Source organism: Sphingopyxis sp. MC1 (genome assembly GCF_000371385.1).
In the GTDB taxonomy this organism is placed as follows: Bacteria; Pseudomonadota; Alphaproteobacteria; order Sphingomonadales; family Sphingomonadaceae; genus Sphingopyxis; species Sphingopyxis terrae.
In genome coordinates this window covers 1-15,517 of the sequence record NZ_AOUN01000012.1, presented here as the reverse complement: position 1 = coordinate 15,517, position 15,517 = coordinate 1, and the positions used below count along the sequence as shown (strand labels likewise).

General features: G+C 67.1%; 9 protein-coding genes. 4 read left to right on the top strand and 5 right to left on the bottom strand.

Annotated elements, in window-relative coordinates; all coding sequences use genetic code 11:
- Positions 1-25 precede the first annotated feature (25 nt).
- The 5 genes from EBMC1_RS13735 to EBMC1_RS13715 all read right to left on the bottom strand — a co-directional run bounded on the left by EBMC1_RS13735 (position 26) and on the right by EBMC1_RS13715 (position 7,078).
- Entirely contained in the window at positions 26-2,542 is a 2,517-nt protein-coding gene (locus EBMC1_RS13735; RefSeq protein ID WP_003048717.1) for a penicillin-binding protein 1A, read from the bottom strand.
- 108 nt (positions 2,543-2,650) lie between these two features.
- Positions 2,651-3,331, bottom strand: a complete 681-nt coding sequence (locus tag EBMC1_RS13730; protein ID WP_003048715.1) for a TetR/AcrR family transcriptional regulator — start codon at positions 3,329-3,331, stop codon at positions 2,651-2,653.
- Positions 3,328-4,473, bottom strand: a complete 1,146-nt coding sequence (locus tag EBMC1_RS13725; RefSeq protein WP_003048714.1) for a DSD1 family PLP-dependent enzyme — start codon at positions 4,471-4,473, stop codon at positions 3,328-3,330. Before EBMC1_RS13725 ends, EBMC1_RS13730 begins: the two co-directional genes overlap by 4 nt.
- Positions 4,470-5,738 carry a D-arabinono-1,4-lactone oxidase gene (locus EBMC1_RS13720; RefSeq protein WP_040590385.1) on the bottom strand — a complete coding sequence of 423 codons (1,269 nt, stop codon included), beginning with the start codon at positions 5,736-5,738 and terminating at the stop codon, positions 4,470-4,472. The genes EBMC1_RS13725 and EBMC1_RS13720 overlap by 4 nt, the downstream gene beginning before the upstream one ends.
- A 71-nt stretch (positions 5,739-5,809) precedes the next feature.
- Positions 5,810-7,078 carry an N-acetylmuramoyl-L-alanine amidase gene (locus EBMC1_RS13715; RefSeq protein ID WP_003048712.1) on the bottom strand — a complete coding sequence of 423 codons (1,269 nt, stop codon included), beginning with the start codon at positions 7,076-7,078 and terminating at the stop codon, positions 5,810-5,812.
- A gap of 602 nt (positions 7,079-7,680) precedes the next feature.
- On the opposite strand from EBMC1_RS13715, the gene EBMC1_RS13710 reads away from it, so the two are divergent.
- From EBMC1_RS13710 to EBMC1_RS13695, 4 genes are all read left to right on the top strand, one after another.
- Positions 7,681-10,317, top strand: coding sequence for an Rne/Rng family ribonuclease (locus tag EBMC1_RS13710; RefSeq protein WP_003048708.1), 2,637 nt, complete (start codon positions 7,681-7,683; stop codon positions 10,315-10,317).
- A 168-nt stretch (positions 10,318-10,485) separates the two neighbouring features.
- A complete protein-coding gene (locus EBMC1_RS13705; protein ID WP_003048705.1) occupies positions 10,486-11,892 on the top strand; it encodes a M48 family metalloprotease in 1,407 nt (468 codons plus the stop codon).
- 56 nt (positions 11,893-11,948) lie between these two features.
- Positions 11,949-13,550 (top strand): DsbA family protein, encoded by a 1,602-nt coding sequence (locus EBMC1_RS17935; RefSeq protein WP_156001303.1) that lies wholly within the window; start codon positions 11,949-11,951, stop codon positions 13,548-13,550.
- 11 nt (positions 13,551-13,561) lie between these two features.
- The gene (locus EBMC1_RS13695) at positions 13,562-15,376 is read left to right on the top strand and encodes a tetratricopeptide repeat-containing sulfotransferase family protein (protein ID WP_003048701.1); all 1,815 of its coding nucleotides are present in this window, start codon (positions 13,562-13,564) and stop codon (positions 15,374-15,376) included.
- Positions 15,377-15,517: the final 141 nt, after the last annotated feature.

Genomic DNA, 15,517 nt, shown 5'->3' with positions numbered 1-15,517 from the left:
TGGCTCAGCCGCGCGAGGCAAGCCGTCAGATGATACCGCCGCGGTCGTCGAGGAAGTCGGCGTCGCTGCGCCGGCCATTGCCTTCCTGTACCGGCGCATCGGGTCGCTTGGCGGAGGCGGCGGGCTTGATCTCTTCTTCGCGGATCGTCCGGCGCGGTTCGCTTTCGGGCTTGAAGGCTTCCCAGATGATCGCCGCCTTGGGATCGGTCCCCGGCCACGCGCCATAGACACGGCGGCCCGACTGGCGGTCGATACGCACCATACGGATATTCTTCGGCGCTATGAACGGCACCGGCGGCCGGTCGGTCAGCGATTCGAGAAAGAATTGCTTGAAGACCGGCGCGGCGAGGCTGCCGCCCTGCGCATAGCCGCCCATGCTGCGCGGCTGGTCATAGCCCATGTAGAGCCCGGCAACGACGTCGGGGGTGCCGCCGACGAACCAGACGTCGGTCGGGCCGGTGGTCGTCCCCGTCTTGCCGAACAGCGGCACGTTCAGATCGCGCAGCACCTGCGCGGTCCCGCGCTGGACGACACCTTCGAGCATATGGACGACCTGATAGGCGGTCATCGGGTCCATCAGTTGCTTGCCCGACGGCGTGAAGCGCGGCATCGGCTTGCCATCCCAATCGTCGCTGTTGCACCCCTCGCAGGGCCTCCAGTTCTTGGGGAAAATCACCTTGCCGCGGCGATCCTGGACATAGTCGATCAGTCGGGGCTTGAGCTCGCGGCCGTGGTTCGCGAGCATCGAAAAGGCGTTGACCATCTTTTCGACCGTCGTCGACCCGGCGCCGAGCGCGGTCGACAGATAGGGTTCGTGCGTCCCGATCCCCATCGTCTTGATCGTTTCGACGATCGGTTCCATCCCGATCTGGCTCGCCGTCCTGACCGTCATCAGGTTGCGCGACTGTTCGAGGCCCCAGCGCATCGTATGCTCGCCGCTGCCGCTCGCGCCGCCGAAGTTGCGGAAGCATTTGTTGCCGAAGCGCGCGCCCTGATAGACGCAGAAGGGGCCGTCAACGATCAGCGTCGCCGGCGTCATGCCATTGTCGAGTGCCGTCGCATAGACGAAGGGCTTGATCGTCGACCCCGGCTGGCGTTCGGCCTGGGTCGCGCGGTTGAACGGCGACAGGCGGACGTCGAACCCGCCCTGCATCGCATAGACGCGGCCCGAATGGGGGCTTTCGACGACCATGCCGCCCGACACTTCGGGGATGTTCTTCAGCGTATATACGCCGGGCCCGGTCGCCTTGACCGCGATCAGGTCGCCCGGGCGCATCGCCGAAAAGGCGCTGCCGCCCGTCTTGCGATAGCCCATGCTCGCGGCGCCTGCGGGCAGGCGGCCCTCTTCGCCGTCGGCAAAGCCGATGCGCGCCTCGCCGGCCGTTTTGGCGAGCACTGCGGCCACGCGCCAATTGTCATAGTCGATGCCGATGAAGCTCGATGCGAGGCGGCTGCGCCATTTGTCGTCGGCCTCGATCCGCGCAATCGGTCCCGACCAGCCCTTGCCGGTGTCGTAGCGGACGAGGCCGCGGCGCAGCGCGCCGGTCGCGGCCTGCTGCATCTTGTCGTCATAGGGGGTGCGCACCCAAAGCCCGCCGCCATAGACGCTGAGGGGGCCGTCCTCGGGGGTCTCGCCGAACTGGTCGATCAGCTGGCGGCGCACCTCTTCCATATAATAGCCGCCGACCTGCGCGACCGCCTTGTTGCCCGTTTCAGAGAGGCCGAGCGGCATCGCCTGCGCGGCGTCGCGCTGCGCCGCGGTGATCCAGCCGTTGCGGAACATTTCGGAAAGCACGAAATTGCGCCGCGCGATCGCCTTGTCGGTATTGCGCGCGCGGCCGTAGGTTTCGGGTGCCTTGGGCAAAATGGCGAGGAAGGCCATTTCGTGAAGCGCGAGCTGATCGACATCCTTGTCGAAATAGGCGCGCGCCGCGGCCTGGACGCCGAAGCTGCGACGGCCGAGCGGAATTTCGTTCAGATACAGTTCGAGGATCTGCTGCTTCGTCAGCGCCGCCTCGATCCGCTTGGCGAGGATCGCCTCGCGAATCTTGCGAGTATAGCTGACCTCGCCCGTCAGCAGCAGATTCTTCGCCACCTGTTGCGTGATCGTCGACGCGCCGACCGGACGGCCGTCGCGCTTCAGGTTGGTCAGGATCGCGGTCGCGATGCCGGGATAGTCGATCCCGCCATGTTCGAAGAAGGTGCGGTCCTCGGCCGCGAGAAAGGCGCGGACGAGAAGCTGGGGATATTCGGCATATTCCAGCTGGACGCGGCGCTCGCGTGCATAGCTGTGGACGGGCTTGCCCTCGCCGTCGCGCACCATCGTCGGCAGCGGCGGCTGATAGTCGCGCAGCTGGTCGACCGAAGGCAGGTTACGCGCGAATATCGCCCACAGCAGCGCCAGTGCGGCCACGCCCGCCAGCGCAAGATAGCCGAGCCAGCGGAACCAGCGCCGCGTCCACATCTGCCGGAACCAGCCAATGACGGCGTTGCTGTCGCGGCGCAGGCGGTAACGGAAGTGGGACGTGCTGTCGGCGACCATGATTGGCCTGCCTCTAAAGCCTGCTTCGCCGAAAGGGAAGCGGCTTGCGGTGGTCGGGCATCCCCCTCCCGCAGGCGGGAGGGGTAGCGAGACTTGCGAGCTTGCTCGCTAATCGCAGCCGGGTGGGCCACCCGACTGTCCGGGCCCACCCCCAACCCCTCCCGCTTGCGGGAGGGGGGTCAGGTCGAGCAACAGTCCGCCCAGCATGGCGGTAACATCGGCAAGGACGGCATCGGCCGGCACGCAGTCTTCTTCATTCGTCATCTCTTCGGCGGCAAAGCCAAGCTCGACCGCGAGGCGAAGCCGGCGCCACAACATGTCCCGGCCAATAGCAGGCAAATGCGGAGCGCATGCATCGGTCAGCCGGTCGGTGACGTGGCGATGCGATTCGAGCCGGACATGGACGAGCCGCGGGGTCGCGTGGAGCGCGCGCAAGGTCCACACCGCGCCCGGTTCGACCCGCGTCACCGCGGCGGTTTCGGCGAGCAGTTCGCCGATATGGCCAGCCATCGCCGCGATGCCGCCGCGCCGGTGCCGCTCGATCCACGCCTCCAGCACCGCATTCTGCCGCTCCATCAGCCGGCGGCCCAATGCTTCGAGAACCGCATATTTGTCGCCGAAATAGCGATAGAGCGCGGGCGGGCTCAGCCCCGCCTCGGCGGCAATCCGGTTGGTCGAAATGCGTTCGATGCCCTCTTCGGCGAGGAGCAGGCCCGCGACATCGAGCAGCCGGTCATAGGTGGCGCGCGCGCGGTCCTGCTTCGGCGGCGCCTTCGCCGCGACGCTCATCGCGCGCGGCCGCGCGCGCTGACCGGCCAGATGGCGACGAGCGTGTCGCCTGCGACGACATGATAATGGTCATAGAGATTGACGGTCGGGTCGCAGTGCGGAACGGTCAGCGTCACCGGATCGCCCGGCGCCATCCGTTCGCCGATGCCGGGCGCGACCAGCGCGGCATGTTCGTCGCCCATGAAGGCGAAGAAGCTGTCCGTGGGCGCGCCGCGCCGGACCACGGCGACCCCGCCGTCGGTCGACAGCGATTTGAACCCCGCATCGATGGTGACGAGACCGCTATGATTGGCGCTGACGACGCGCGCATCGACACCGAGCGCAACCTCGAACGGTACCGCGCCGTCGCCGGTCAGATCGCAGTCGCAATATTGCTTGTCCATGAAGACGTAGGAGCCCGCCTGCAGCTCGGTAAAGACGCCGAGGTCGAGGTCGATATGGTGCGTTCCCGTCCCCGAGCCGCTGACGATTTCCGCCGCGAAATCCGCGTCGGCAAGCGCGGCGAGCACGGTCTTCAGATAGTCGGTGCGCTCGACGATCGCGGCGCGGCGCTCGGCATAATCCTCGATATGTTGCTGCGACCCGCAATAATATTGGACGCCGCGCCAGCGCAGCGCCGGAAGCGCGGCGATGGCGCGCGCAAGGTCGACCGCCTTTTCGGGCGAGGCGACGCCGGTCCGCGCGATGCCGGGATCGATGTCGATCAACACGTCCAGCGTCGCGCCCTGCGCCGCAAGCGCGGCATCGATCCGCCGCGCGACATCGGGATGATCGACCGTCGCCATCAACCCGTCCGCCCGCGTCGCCAGCGCCGCAAGCCGCTCGATCGCGTGCGGCGCGGCGACCGGCGAGGTGATGAGGATGCCGGTGATGCCGCCATCGGCAAGCGCCTCCGCCTCGCCGATCTTCGCGCAGCAGACCCCGGCGGCGCCCGCCGCAAGCTGGCGCTTCGCGATATCGACGCTCTTGTGGGTCTTGGCATGGGGCCTGAGGCCGATGCCGCGCGCAGCGGCCAGCCCGGCCATCGCCGCAATATTGCGGTCGAGCGCGTCGATATCGAGGACGAGTACCGGCGTATTGAGGTCGGCGCGCGACCCCTGCCGGCCGACGAAATGGGCGTGCAAGGTCAGATCGTCGCTCATGAAAACAGCGCCTCCAGATGCGGGTTCAGAAATTTGCCATGCGGATCGGCGGCGCGGCGGACCGCGCGATAGCGTTCGGCCATCGGATAGAGCGCGTCGACATCGGCGCGCGTCAACGTGTGGCGCTTCGCCCAATGCGGCCGCCCGCCATGCGCACGGAAAATCGCCTCGGCACCGGAAAAATGATCCGCCCACGGCATTTTCGCATATTGGTGCATCGAAATCGCGGCGACCGGCCCGGCGTTCATCGGGCTCATCCAGATATCGTCGGCGGCGACGGTGCGATATTCGAAGGGAAAGGTCACGGGCAAACGCCCGGCGCGAATCCAGCCGATCACGGCGTCGAGCGCGGCGAGGCCCGCGGCGCGCGGCAGTTCATATTCCATTTCCTCGAAACGGATCGTGCGGTCGGACGGAAAGATGCTGTGCGCGGGGCCGCGTCGCTCGCCGTCGAAGCGCGTCTTCATCATCGCGCGCTGGAGCAGCGGGGTCAGAAAGGGCGCGAAGGCCGCGATGTCGAGCGCGCGGCGGAACGCGCTTTCGTCGACATCGCTCGTCGAGCGCGGCGGATCGCACGGGTCGCACGGCGTCAACGTCTTCAGGATCACATGCTCGGCGTGCGGAAAGATCCAGAATTCGATGTGACGGTGGCGTTCGGCAAGCTCGTCATAGCTTTCGCGGATTTCGTCCCAGCGCCTTTTCTCGATCCGTTCGACCAGATGAAAGGCAGGGACGACGGCAACCTCGATCTCGGTCGCGATGCCGAACAGCCCGAGCGACAGCCGCTGCGCCGCGAACAGATCGGGGTTTTCCTGCGCGTCGCACCAGCGCGCCGTGCCGTCGGCGCCGATCAGCCGGAAGCCCCGCGCAAAGGTCGACAGCGAGCCGAGATCGACGCCGGTCCCGTGCGTGCCCGTCGCCATCGCGCCCGCCAGCGCCTGCGGATTGACATCGCCCTGGTTGGCGAGCGCAAGGCCGTGCTGCCACAGCGCCTCGGTCAGCCGCTTGATGCTCCATCCTGCCGGGATGCGCGCGGTCTGACGATCGGGGGCGATACTGAGCTCGCCCGTCATCGCGTCGAGGCTGACGATCAGTTCGTCCGACCGGCATAGCGGCATGAAGCTGTGCCCGGCGCCGACCGCGCGCACCTTGGCGGCCTCGCGCACCAGCGCGGAAAGCGCCGCCTCGTTCGTCGGTCGTGCCACCCTGGCTGGAGCACTCACGCTGCCCGACCAGTTGCTCCACCCTGCTTCTGCCGTCGCCATGCCACTCTCCCGCCGCGAACGGGACGGAAGCTGCGCGCCCGCAAAAAGTTAGTCAAGACTAACTTTTTGGTTCAGCGGCCGACGGCGGCGATCTGCCGCGCAAAATGAACCTGGATGGCGTCGCGGACGCCGCGCGCGACCTTTTTCTGCCCCGCCGCCGAAGCCAGAAATTCCGAATCATCCTTGTTCGAGATGAAGCCGGTTTCGAACAGGATCGACGGCGTATCGGGGGCCTTGAGCACGACGAAGGATGCAAAACGGTGCGCGGTGGTGCGGAAGGTGACATCGTCCGCCGCCTCACGCTGGAGCAGACGGGCGAAATCGGACGCGACATTCATCGTCTCGCGCTGCGTCAGGTCGAGCAGGATCGACGAGACTTCGCCGCTGTGCGCGCCCAGATCGACGCCGTTGATGATATTCGCCTTGTTCTCGCGCGCCGCAAGCCGCGCCGCCTCGCGGTCGGAGGCGACTTCGGACAAAGTATAGACCGACGCGCCATGCGCCTCTTCATTCTCGGCCGCGTCGGCGTGGATCGAAATGAACAGGTCGGCCTTCAGCCGCCGCGCGATGCCATAGCGTTCCTCGAGCACCAGAAAGCGGTCGTCGGAGCGGGTGAGCGCAACGCGGACGCGGCCGCTGGCGATCAGATCGTCGCGGATCGCGCGCGCAATCCCCAGCGTGATATCTTTTTCGCGCTTGCCGCTGTGCGGCGAAATCGCGCCCGGATCGTGCCCGCCATGGCCGGCGTCGATGACGACGAGCGGCAGGCGTGGATTATTCGGCCCCTCGATCTTGGGCAGCGCCGGCGCCGGCTTGGGTGCGCCGATCGGCACGGTGACGCTGTAGCGCTTTTCGGGGGGCTTGGCGCGAAAGTTGAGAGGCGGCTGCCATTCGGTGCGCGGCGTCTTGGCGGCGCGTTCGAACTCGTCGGCCGAGACGGGACGCAAGCGCAGCGACAGGCTGCGCCCGTCGGCGGCGAAGCGCGCGTCGGTGACCACCGCGGGCCGCGCCAGATCGAGCACGACGCGCGCCGTATCGGCGGCCGGCCGCCCCTGACGCACGGCGCTGACAAGGCCGCTGCCCTGCGGCGAACGGCCGGGATCTGCGCCCAGAATGTCGAGCGCGATGCGGTCGGGTCCGGCGAGGACGAAGGCCGACGCGCCCGCGACGACGTCGGCAAAGCGCAGCGTCACCTCGCGGTCGCCGATTTCGACCGCGCGAATATCGCCCGCGATCGCCGCCGGTATCGACAGGATCGTCGCGATCAGGACAAGGATCAGGCCCATCGCCCGGTTATGCCGCCCCCGGCGCGCGATGGTCCAGCGCTTATTCGAAAACATAAGGGCTCCGGCCGCAAAAAAGGATGAACCAGCCATTAGCCATTGCCCGTCAAATCGCGGTCAACCGGCACGGTTAACGGGCGATTCAGCACGAATTGCGCAAAACGCCTTGTCGGCGTGCGCGAACATTCCCATGTGTCTGCCGTGCTTTGGGTTGCCGTTGGTCCGTGCCGATGCTAGCACCCGACACACTGACGGTGTCCGACCCGATCCCGTCCGGCCTTTTGAGGGGAAAGGCTGACCCGCGCGATTCGCGGTTCATGGCCTCCCCGGCGCCGGACATGCGGGGAAAGACATGTCCGTCAGTCCACCCGGATGACCGGGCGGCGGCCGACCCCATTCCAGCGTCGCCTGCCATAACGGTCACCCCGTAACAGGTTGATGCCGTATGAGGCTTGCCATGCCCTCTTCCCATGCCGACGCGGTCGCATTTGCGCCGCGCGTCGACGTGACGGAAGACCGCATGCGCGTCCAGGACCGGACGCGGGCCACGCGCGGCAATAACGTCTTTTTCCGTTTGAACCCTATCGACCGCAGCCGCCCTCCACGGGCGGCGGCGGCCTTTTTGTTTGGCGCGCTGCGGCGCGCCTGGAGTGATAATAATGACCACGCGCATGTTGATCGACGCGCGGCACCGGGAAGAAACCCGGGTCGCCGTCACCAAGGGAAACCGCATCGAGGAGTTTGATTTCGAGTCCGCCGAGCACAAGCAGCTCAAGGGCAATATCTATCTGGCCAAGGTAACCCGCGTCGAACCGTCGCTGCAGGCGGCGTTCGTGGAATATGGCGGCAATCGCCACGGCTTCCTGGCCTTCAGCGAAATCCACCCCGACTATTACCAGATCCCGAAGGAAGACCGCGAAGCCTTGCTGCGCGAAGAGGCGGAGCATGCCGCCGAAGCCGCGATGCGCGCCGAGGAAGACCTCGACGAGCTGGAAGGCGATGTCGCCGATGTCGAGGAACCCGGCGACGATGACGCCGCCGTTGCGGCCCCCGAAACCATCGGCGAGGACAGCGACGACGATGGCGGCGAAGATTCCGCGGACGACGCCGACGGCGAAGATGGCGAAGAATCGCGCGACGATCGCGACGACAAGGGTCGACGGGGCCGCGGGCGGAGCCGGGGTCGCAAGGGCGGCCGCGGACGCGGACGCCGCGACGAGGATGAAAATGGCGAAAGCCGCATGTCGCTGCGCCGCAAGTACAAGATTCAGGACGTCATCCGTCGCCGCCAGGTGATGCTGGTGCAGGTCGTCAAGGAAGAGCGCGGCAACAAGGGTGCGGCGCTGACCACCTATCTGTCGCTGGCCGGCCGCTATTGCGTGCTGATGCCGAACACGATGCACGGCGGCGGGATCAGCCGCAAGATTTCGAACGGCGCCGATCGCCGCAAATTGAAGGCGATGATCGACGAGCTCAACCTGCCGCCGTCGATGGGCTGCATCGTCCGCACCGCGGGGATGAGCCGCACCAAGACCGAGATCAAGCGCGACTTCGACTATCTCGCCCGGCTGTGGGACGAGATTCGCGAAAAGACGCTGGGGTCGAGCGCGCCGGCGCTGATCCATTCGGACAGCGACCTTGTGAAGCGCGCGATCCGCGACATCTATCACCGCGACATCGAGGAAGTGCTCGTCGAGGGCGAAGAGGGCTATAAGGCGGCGAAGCAGTTCATGAAGCTGCTGATGCCCAGCCACGCCCGGCGCGTGAAGCAATATGCCGACCCCGTTTCGCTGTATCAGCGCTATGGCGTCGAGGATCAGCTTGCGGGGATGCTCAATCCGGTCGTCCAGTTGAAATCGGGCGGCTATCTGGTCATCAACCCGACCGAGGCGCTGGTGTCGATCGACATCAACTCGGGCCGCTCGACGCGCGAGCATAATATCGAACAGACCGCGCTCAGCACCAACCTTGAGGCGGCACACGAAATCGCCCGCCAGCTCCGCCTGCGCGACATGGCGGGCCTGATCGTCATCGACTTCATCGACATGGATCATGGCTCGAACGTCCGCAAGGTCGAGCGCGCGATGAAGGATGCGCTCAAGAATGACCGCGCGCGCATCCAGGTCGGCCGCATCTCGGGCTTCGGCCTGATGGAAATGAGCCGCCAGCGGCTGCGCACCGGCGTGCTCGAAGCGTCGACGCGCCCCTGCCCGCATTGCGAAGGCACCGGCCTCGTCCGCACCGCATCGTCGGCGGGTCTCAGCGCGCTGCGCCTGATCGAAGAGGAAGCCGCACGCGGCAAGGGCAGCAAGATCATCCTGCGCGCGAGCCAGGAAGCGACCTTCTATCTCCTCAACGAAAAGCGCCGCGAACTGCGCGATATCGAGGATCTGTACGGCGTCAGCGTCGAAATCCTGCCCGACGGCGAAACCGAAGGCGCGCGCATGGCGATCGAGGTCGGCGGCCCGCCGCCCGTTCAGCGCCGCAGCTTCGCCCCGATCGCGCCGATCGAGGATGATGATGACGACGATATCGTCGACGAAGAGGATATCGAAGAAGAGGAAGAAGAAGCCGAACGCCCCGCGCGCCGCGAACGCGAGCGTGAAGAGGGCGATGCCGATGGCGAAGGCGGACGCAACAAGCGCCGCCGGCGTCGCCGCCGCGGTCGTCGCGGTCGCCGCGATGACGAGGGCAACGAAACCGCCGAGGGCGAAACGGCTTCCGAAGAGGCCGAGGAAACCGACGGCGACGGCGACGACGAAGCCGGCGCCGATGGTGCGGCCGAACCCGTAGCCGCCGAAGCGAGCGAGGAAGGCGAAGCCAAGCCGCGTCGCCGCCGCGGCGGCCGCGGTCGAAAGAAGGTCGAGGCCGAAGCCGTCGAGGCCGAGGCAGGCGACGCGGACACGACTGCGCCCGAACCGGAAGCCGTCGAAGCCCCCGCCCCCGAAGCCCCTGCGGCTGACGAAAAGCCGAAGCGCAAACGCGCGCCGCGCAAGACCAAGGCGGCGATCGCTGCCGAAGCGGCCGCGGTCGAAGCCGCCGACGCAAGCAGCGAAGCGCCCGAGGCTCCTGTCGCCGACGTGCCGGTAGAGGAAGCAGAACCCGCCAAGCCCGCGCCGAAAAAGCGCGCGAGCCGCAGCAAGAAGGCGGCCGCCGCCGAAGCGCAGCCCGCCGAAGCAACCGCAAGCGCTCCGCAGGGCGATTCCACGGTCGAAGCCATCCCTGCCGACGCCGAAGGCGACGCCCCTGAGGGCGGACCCCGTCGCGGCTGGTGGCAGCGCACCTTCGGCAACTGACGGGCCTGAATTGCATGAAAAGACGGGCCCTCGCGCAAGCGGGGGCCCTTTTTTCGGACAGGCGCCGCAGTAGCGGCCATCACGCACCTTGCGCCCGCGCGGCTGGCGCCCCAATAAGTCTCCATGGCTTCATTCGAGGTTCAGACGCGCGGCGCAAGACGGGCGGCGATGATCGCGCCATCCCCGTCCCACATCCTGGCCCGGCCGGGCGCCTGGCGCGCCGCGCTGCGCCTGCTGCTGACGCTCGTCGCCATGGTGGCGGTTGCTGCGCGGCCGGTGATGGCGCAGTCGATGCTGCGCGACGCCGAAACCGAGGCGCTGTTCCAGGACATGGTCGATCCGCTGCTCGTCGCGGCGGGGCTGCGTCCCGGACAGGTGCGCGTCCACCTGCTCGGCGATCGCAGCATCAACGCGTTCGTGGCGGGCAGTCAGGACATCTATGTCTTTAGCGGTCTGATCGAGACCGCCGACAGCGCCAACGAAGTGCAGGGCGTACTCGCCCACGAGCTCGGCCATATCATGGGCGGCCACGCCATCCGCGCCAGCGACGGCGCCAAGACGGCAACGGGCATCTCGCTGCTCAGCCTGCTGCTCGGCGCCGCGGCGATCGCGGCGGGCGGCGGCGATGCCGGTATGGGCATCATGATGGCGGGGCAACAGGCCGCGCTCGGCAAATATCTGGCGTTCAGCCGGGTTCAGGAAGCGACCGCCGACGCCGCCGGTGCGCAATATCTGTCGAAGGCAGGGATCAGCGGCAAAGGCAGCCTCGATTTCTTCAAGAAGCTGCAGAATCTCGAATTCCGCTACGCCGTCAAACAGGATGATGATCAGGCCTACAGCCGCACGCACCCGCTGTCGGGCGATCGCATCCAGGCGCTCCGCGAAGTCTATGTCGTCGATCCGGCGTGGGACAAGCCAAGCGATCCCCAGCTCGAAGCCCGCTTTCAGCGCGTGAAGGCCAAGCTGCTCGGCTATATGGAAGAGCCCGAGCGGACGCTGCGCAAATATCCCGAAAGCGACAAGAGCGTGCCCGCGCGCTACGCCCGTGCTTACGCCTGGCACAAGAGCGCCTATCCGCAAAAGGCGCTGGACGAGGTCGACGCCCTGATCGCCACCAATCCCGAAGACCCGTATTTCCTCGAGCTCGAAGGCCAGGTCTTGCTCGAATCCGGGCGGCCCAAGGAAGCGATCCCGCCGCTGCGCAAAGCGGTCGCCAATTCGAAATCGCAGCCGCTGATCGCCTCAACGCTCGGCCATGCGCTGATCGCGACCGAGGATCCGGCCAATTTCCCAGAGGCCGAAAAGGTGCTGAAAACCGCCGTCGCGCTCGATAACGAGAATCCGTTCGCCTGGTATCAGCTCGGCATCGTCTATGCGAACCGCGGCGATCAGGCGCGCGCGGCGCTCGCCTCGGCGGAACGCTACAGTCTCGAGGGTGGACAGCCGATGCTCGCGCTGCGTAATGCCGAAATGGCGATGCAGGGCCTGCCGCAAGGGTCGCCCGACTGGATTCGTGCACAGGATATTTCGATGGTTGCGCGCGCCGAGGTAGAACGGACGCGCAAACGGCGCTAGATTCACGACGAAATTCGGGGATGCATCGCAATTTCGCGAATGCACAAGGGCGACAAGTGACAGACAAGAAAGACGAATATTATCAGCCGTGGTTGCGCGACCCGTCGCCGGCGCCCGAGCCCCTGCCGCGCGCCGACGAGGGACTGGCAAAGCCGAAGGACGCCCCGCCCGTCGGCATCGACGTCGGCCGCTATACGCCGAAGCCCGCCCCGGCGCGCGATCCGCGCGTCACGGGGGAGCAGTTGAAGGCCGGCGCGGCGCGGCTGTGGAGTGCGATCCGGCACGGCGCTGCGGCCTTTGCCGACTGGACGATCGATGTCGGCGAACGCGCCGATATCCCCGCGCGCGTCGAGGCGATGGAGATACCGCGGCGGACGCGCGACCTTGCGCAGCGTTCGGGCCGCGGCGCCGCGCGGGCCGCGCGTGCGGTCGGACGCGGATCGGCGAAGGCAGCGCGCAGCGCGGCGAGCGCGAGCGGCGAGGCGTGGGGCAAGATGGCGCTGGGCGACAAGGTCGCGAAAATTTCCAGCGAAGCCGGACGCGGGATCGGCGAGGTTGCGGGCAAGACGAAGGCCGGGATAGGTCAGGTTGCGCGCGCCGGCAAGGACGGCATCGGCGATGCCGCGAACAAGCTGCGCCCGGCTGCCGAAGAGCTTGCGCCGCCGCCCTCGGGGCTCGAACAATTGCTCGCGCGCGAAGAGGCAGAGGCGCGCGCCGCCGACGCCCGGAATGCGGGCGACCTCCCCCTCTTTGCCGGCGAGGCGATCCCCGCGACCTTGGCCGAAACGCAAGCCAAAGCGGCGGCGATAGCCGCCGTGTCGGACGATGATCGCACCCCGCATGTCGCAGCCCCGGCCAAACCCAAGCCCGCGCGCGCCAAGGCGATGACCGCGGGCCGTTTGCCGCAGCGCCAGGGAGGAATGATGGACGGCGTATCGACGCGCACCCTGCTGATCGGCGGCATCGCCGCGCTCGCACTGCTCGGCGCGACCTTCTGGCTTGGCGGCCGCTTCGGCGGCGGCATGAGCAAGAGCGAGGTCGAGACGATCGTCGGCGACTATATTCGCGCCAATCCCGAAATCATCCCCGAGGCGCTGGAGGCGCAGCGCGACCGCGAAATGGCGAAGGCCATCGACGCGATCCGCCCCGCACTCGAAAAGCCCTATGCCGGCGCCTGGGCGGGCAATGCCGACGGCGACGTCACACTGGTCGTCTTCACCGACTATGCCTGCGGCTTCTGCCGGGCGAGCGTGCCCGACGTCGACCGGCTGGTCCGCGAGGACAAGCGGCTCAAGGTCGTGTTCCGCGAATTGCCGATCATCTCGCCGCAAAGCCGCGATGCCGCGCTGATGGCGCTCGCCGCCGCGCGGCAGGGCAAGTATGACGCTTTCCACCACGCGATGTTCGCAGCGAGCTCGCTCGATCCGTCGGCGATCGCCGCCGCGGCGCAGCGCGCGGGCGTCGTCACCGACGGCAGCGCCGACGCGACCGCGAACGAGGCGCTGTTCCAGCGCGAACTCGACGCGAACCTCGCGATCGCAACCCAGCTTCAGCTCAATGCAACCCCGACCTGGGTCGTCGGCAACCAACTGCTCCAAGGCCAAGTGGGCTATGACACGCTGAAGCGCGCCATCGCCAAGGCCCGGTCCAAGAGCTGAGGCGCGCGGGCTTGGCGACCGTCACGCACGATCAGGCGCTCGCCAACGCCCGGCATCTGCTGGCGGGTCAGCCTGCGGCGGCGCTGGCGCAGGCGCAGGCGATTATCGAGGTTGTTCCGACATCGGCCGCCGCCCACCGCCTTGCTGCGCACGCGCTGCGCGCGCTCGGACGCGAGGAAGAGGCGCAGGCGGCCGCGCTCGACGCCGTTGGCGCGGCGATCCACGATCCCGAGATGATCGCGGCGGCGCTCGCCCTCGCCGAAGATCGGCTGCCCGATGCCGAGGCCGCGCTGCGCGGACGCCTGCGCGACGACGCCACCGATGTCGCGGCGATCCGCATGCTGGCCGAGGTCGCCGGGCGTATCGGCCGTTATGGCGATGCCGAAAAGCTGCTGATGCGGGCGGTCGAACTCGCGCCGGGGTTCGGCGCCGCCCGCGCCAATCTGGCGACGGTCTATTACAAGCAGAATCGCTTTGCGGAAGCCGTCGCGGCGCTCGATTCCGTGCTCGGCGACGATCCCGACAATCCGGCCCACGCCAATCTGAAGGCCGCCGCCCTCGGCCGTATCGGCGGCTATGACGAAGCGATCGCGCTGTACGAAGAATTGACCCGCCGCTTTCCCGGCCACGCCAAATTGTGGATGAGCTATGGTCATATGCTCAAGACGGTCGGGCGGCAGGACGACAGCATCGCGGCCTATCGCCATGCGCTCGCCACCGATCCCGGGCTGGGCGAAATCTGGTGGAGCCTCGCCAATCTGAAGACCATTCGGTTCGACGCCGCCGACCGATCCGCCATGGAAGCTGCGCTCGTCGATGCGGCGCCAACGGACGAGGCGCGCGCGGACGACCGGCTCCATCTGCACTTCGCGCTTGGCAAGGCCTATGACGATGCCGGCGATCATGCCGCAGCCTTTCGTCACTACGCAGCAGGCAATGCGATCCGGTCGGCGCAACTCGGCTATGATCCGGCAGATACGCACGCCACGGTCGATGCCATCATCGCCCATTTTCCGGCCGAACGCTTTGCGGCAATGGCCGGTGCGGGCGCGCCCGATCCCGATCCGATTTTCGTCCTCGGCCTGCCGCGCGCGGGTTCAACGCTGATCGAGCAAATTCTGGCAAGCCATAGTGCGATCGAAGGCACGATGGAATTGCCTGATATTCCAGCGCTGGCGCTCAGCCTCGGGCGCGATGCGAAGGGCGACCCGCGTCGCTGGGTCGAAGCACTGGCCGATCTGCCCTCCGATGCGCTGGCCGACCTCGGCCGGCAATTCCTGGCGCGCACTGCAGTCCAGCGCAAAACGGACAAGCCCTTCTATATCGACAAGCTTCCGAACAACTGGCTTTACCTGCCCTTCATTCGCCTGACCCTGCCCGGCGCCAAGATCATCGATGCTCGGCGCCACCCGCTCGATTGCTGCTGGTCGAACTTTCGCCAGCATTTCGCCAAGGGTCAGGCGTTCAGCTATGGGCTGGAGGATATCGGTGCCTATTATCGCGACTATGTCCGCCTGATGGCGCATATCGACGCGGTCCAGCCGGGTCGGGTTCACCGCGTGATCCACGAGGCGCTGCTCGACGATCCGGAGGGCGAGGTTCGCGCGATGCTCTCCTATCTGAACGTCCCGTTCGAGGAGGCCTGCCTGGCCTTTTACGCCAATGATCGCGCCGTGCGTACCGCATCGAGCGAACAGGTGCGCCGCCCCATCAACCGCGACGGCGTCGATCAATGGCGCCCCTATGACGCATGGCTCGACCCGCTCAAGGCGGCGCTCGGTCCGGTGCTGGAGGCTTATCCGGGGGTTCCACTGCTCGCCGACTAGCCCGCCGCGCGCAAATACGTTGCCTTTGAGCAACAGCAGCCGACATTTTCGACCAATGCGCGCACCGGTGCGATGACAATGCTTGCGCTTGCGCTGCACCGCGTCATTCTCCGTCACATTGTTGTCATCGAGTGGAGTGGG

What these genes read in the sequence shown, in the direction of transcription:
- EBMC1_RS13735 (WP_003048717.1), bottom strand. Translation starts at nt 2,542, where the DNA reads ATGGTCGCCGACAGCACGTCCCACTTCCGTTACCGCCTGCGCCGCGAC.
- EBMC1_RS13730 (WP_003048715.1), bottom strand. Translation starts at nt 3,331, where the DNA reads ATGAGCGTCGCGGCGAAGGCGCCGCCGAAGCAGGACCGCGCGCGCGCC.
- EBMC1_RS13725 (WP_003048714.1), bottom strand. Translation starts at nt 4,473, where the DNA reads ATGAGCGACGATCTGACCTTGCACGCCCATTTCGTCGGCCGGCAGGGG.
- EBMC1_RS13720 (WP_040590385.1), bottom strand. Translation starts at nt 5,738, where the DNA reads ATGGCGACGGCAGAAGCAGGGTGGAGCAACTGGTCGGGCAGCGTGAGT.
- EBMC1_RS13715 (WP_003048712.1), bottom strand. Translation starts at nt 7,078, where the DNA reads ATGTTTTCGAATAAGCGCTGGACCATCGCGCGCCGGGGGCGGCATAAC.
- EBMC1_RS13710 (WP_003048708.1), top strand. Translation starts at nt 7,681, where the DNA reads ATGACCACGCGCATGTTGATCGACGCGCGGCACCGGGAAGAAACCCGG.
- EBMC1_RS13705 (WP_003048705.1), top strand. Translation starts at nt 10,486, where the DNA reads ATGATCGCGCCATCCCCGTCCCACATCCTGGCCCGGCCGGGCGCCTGG.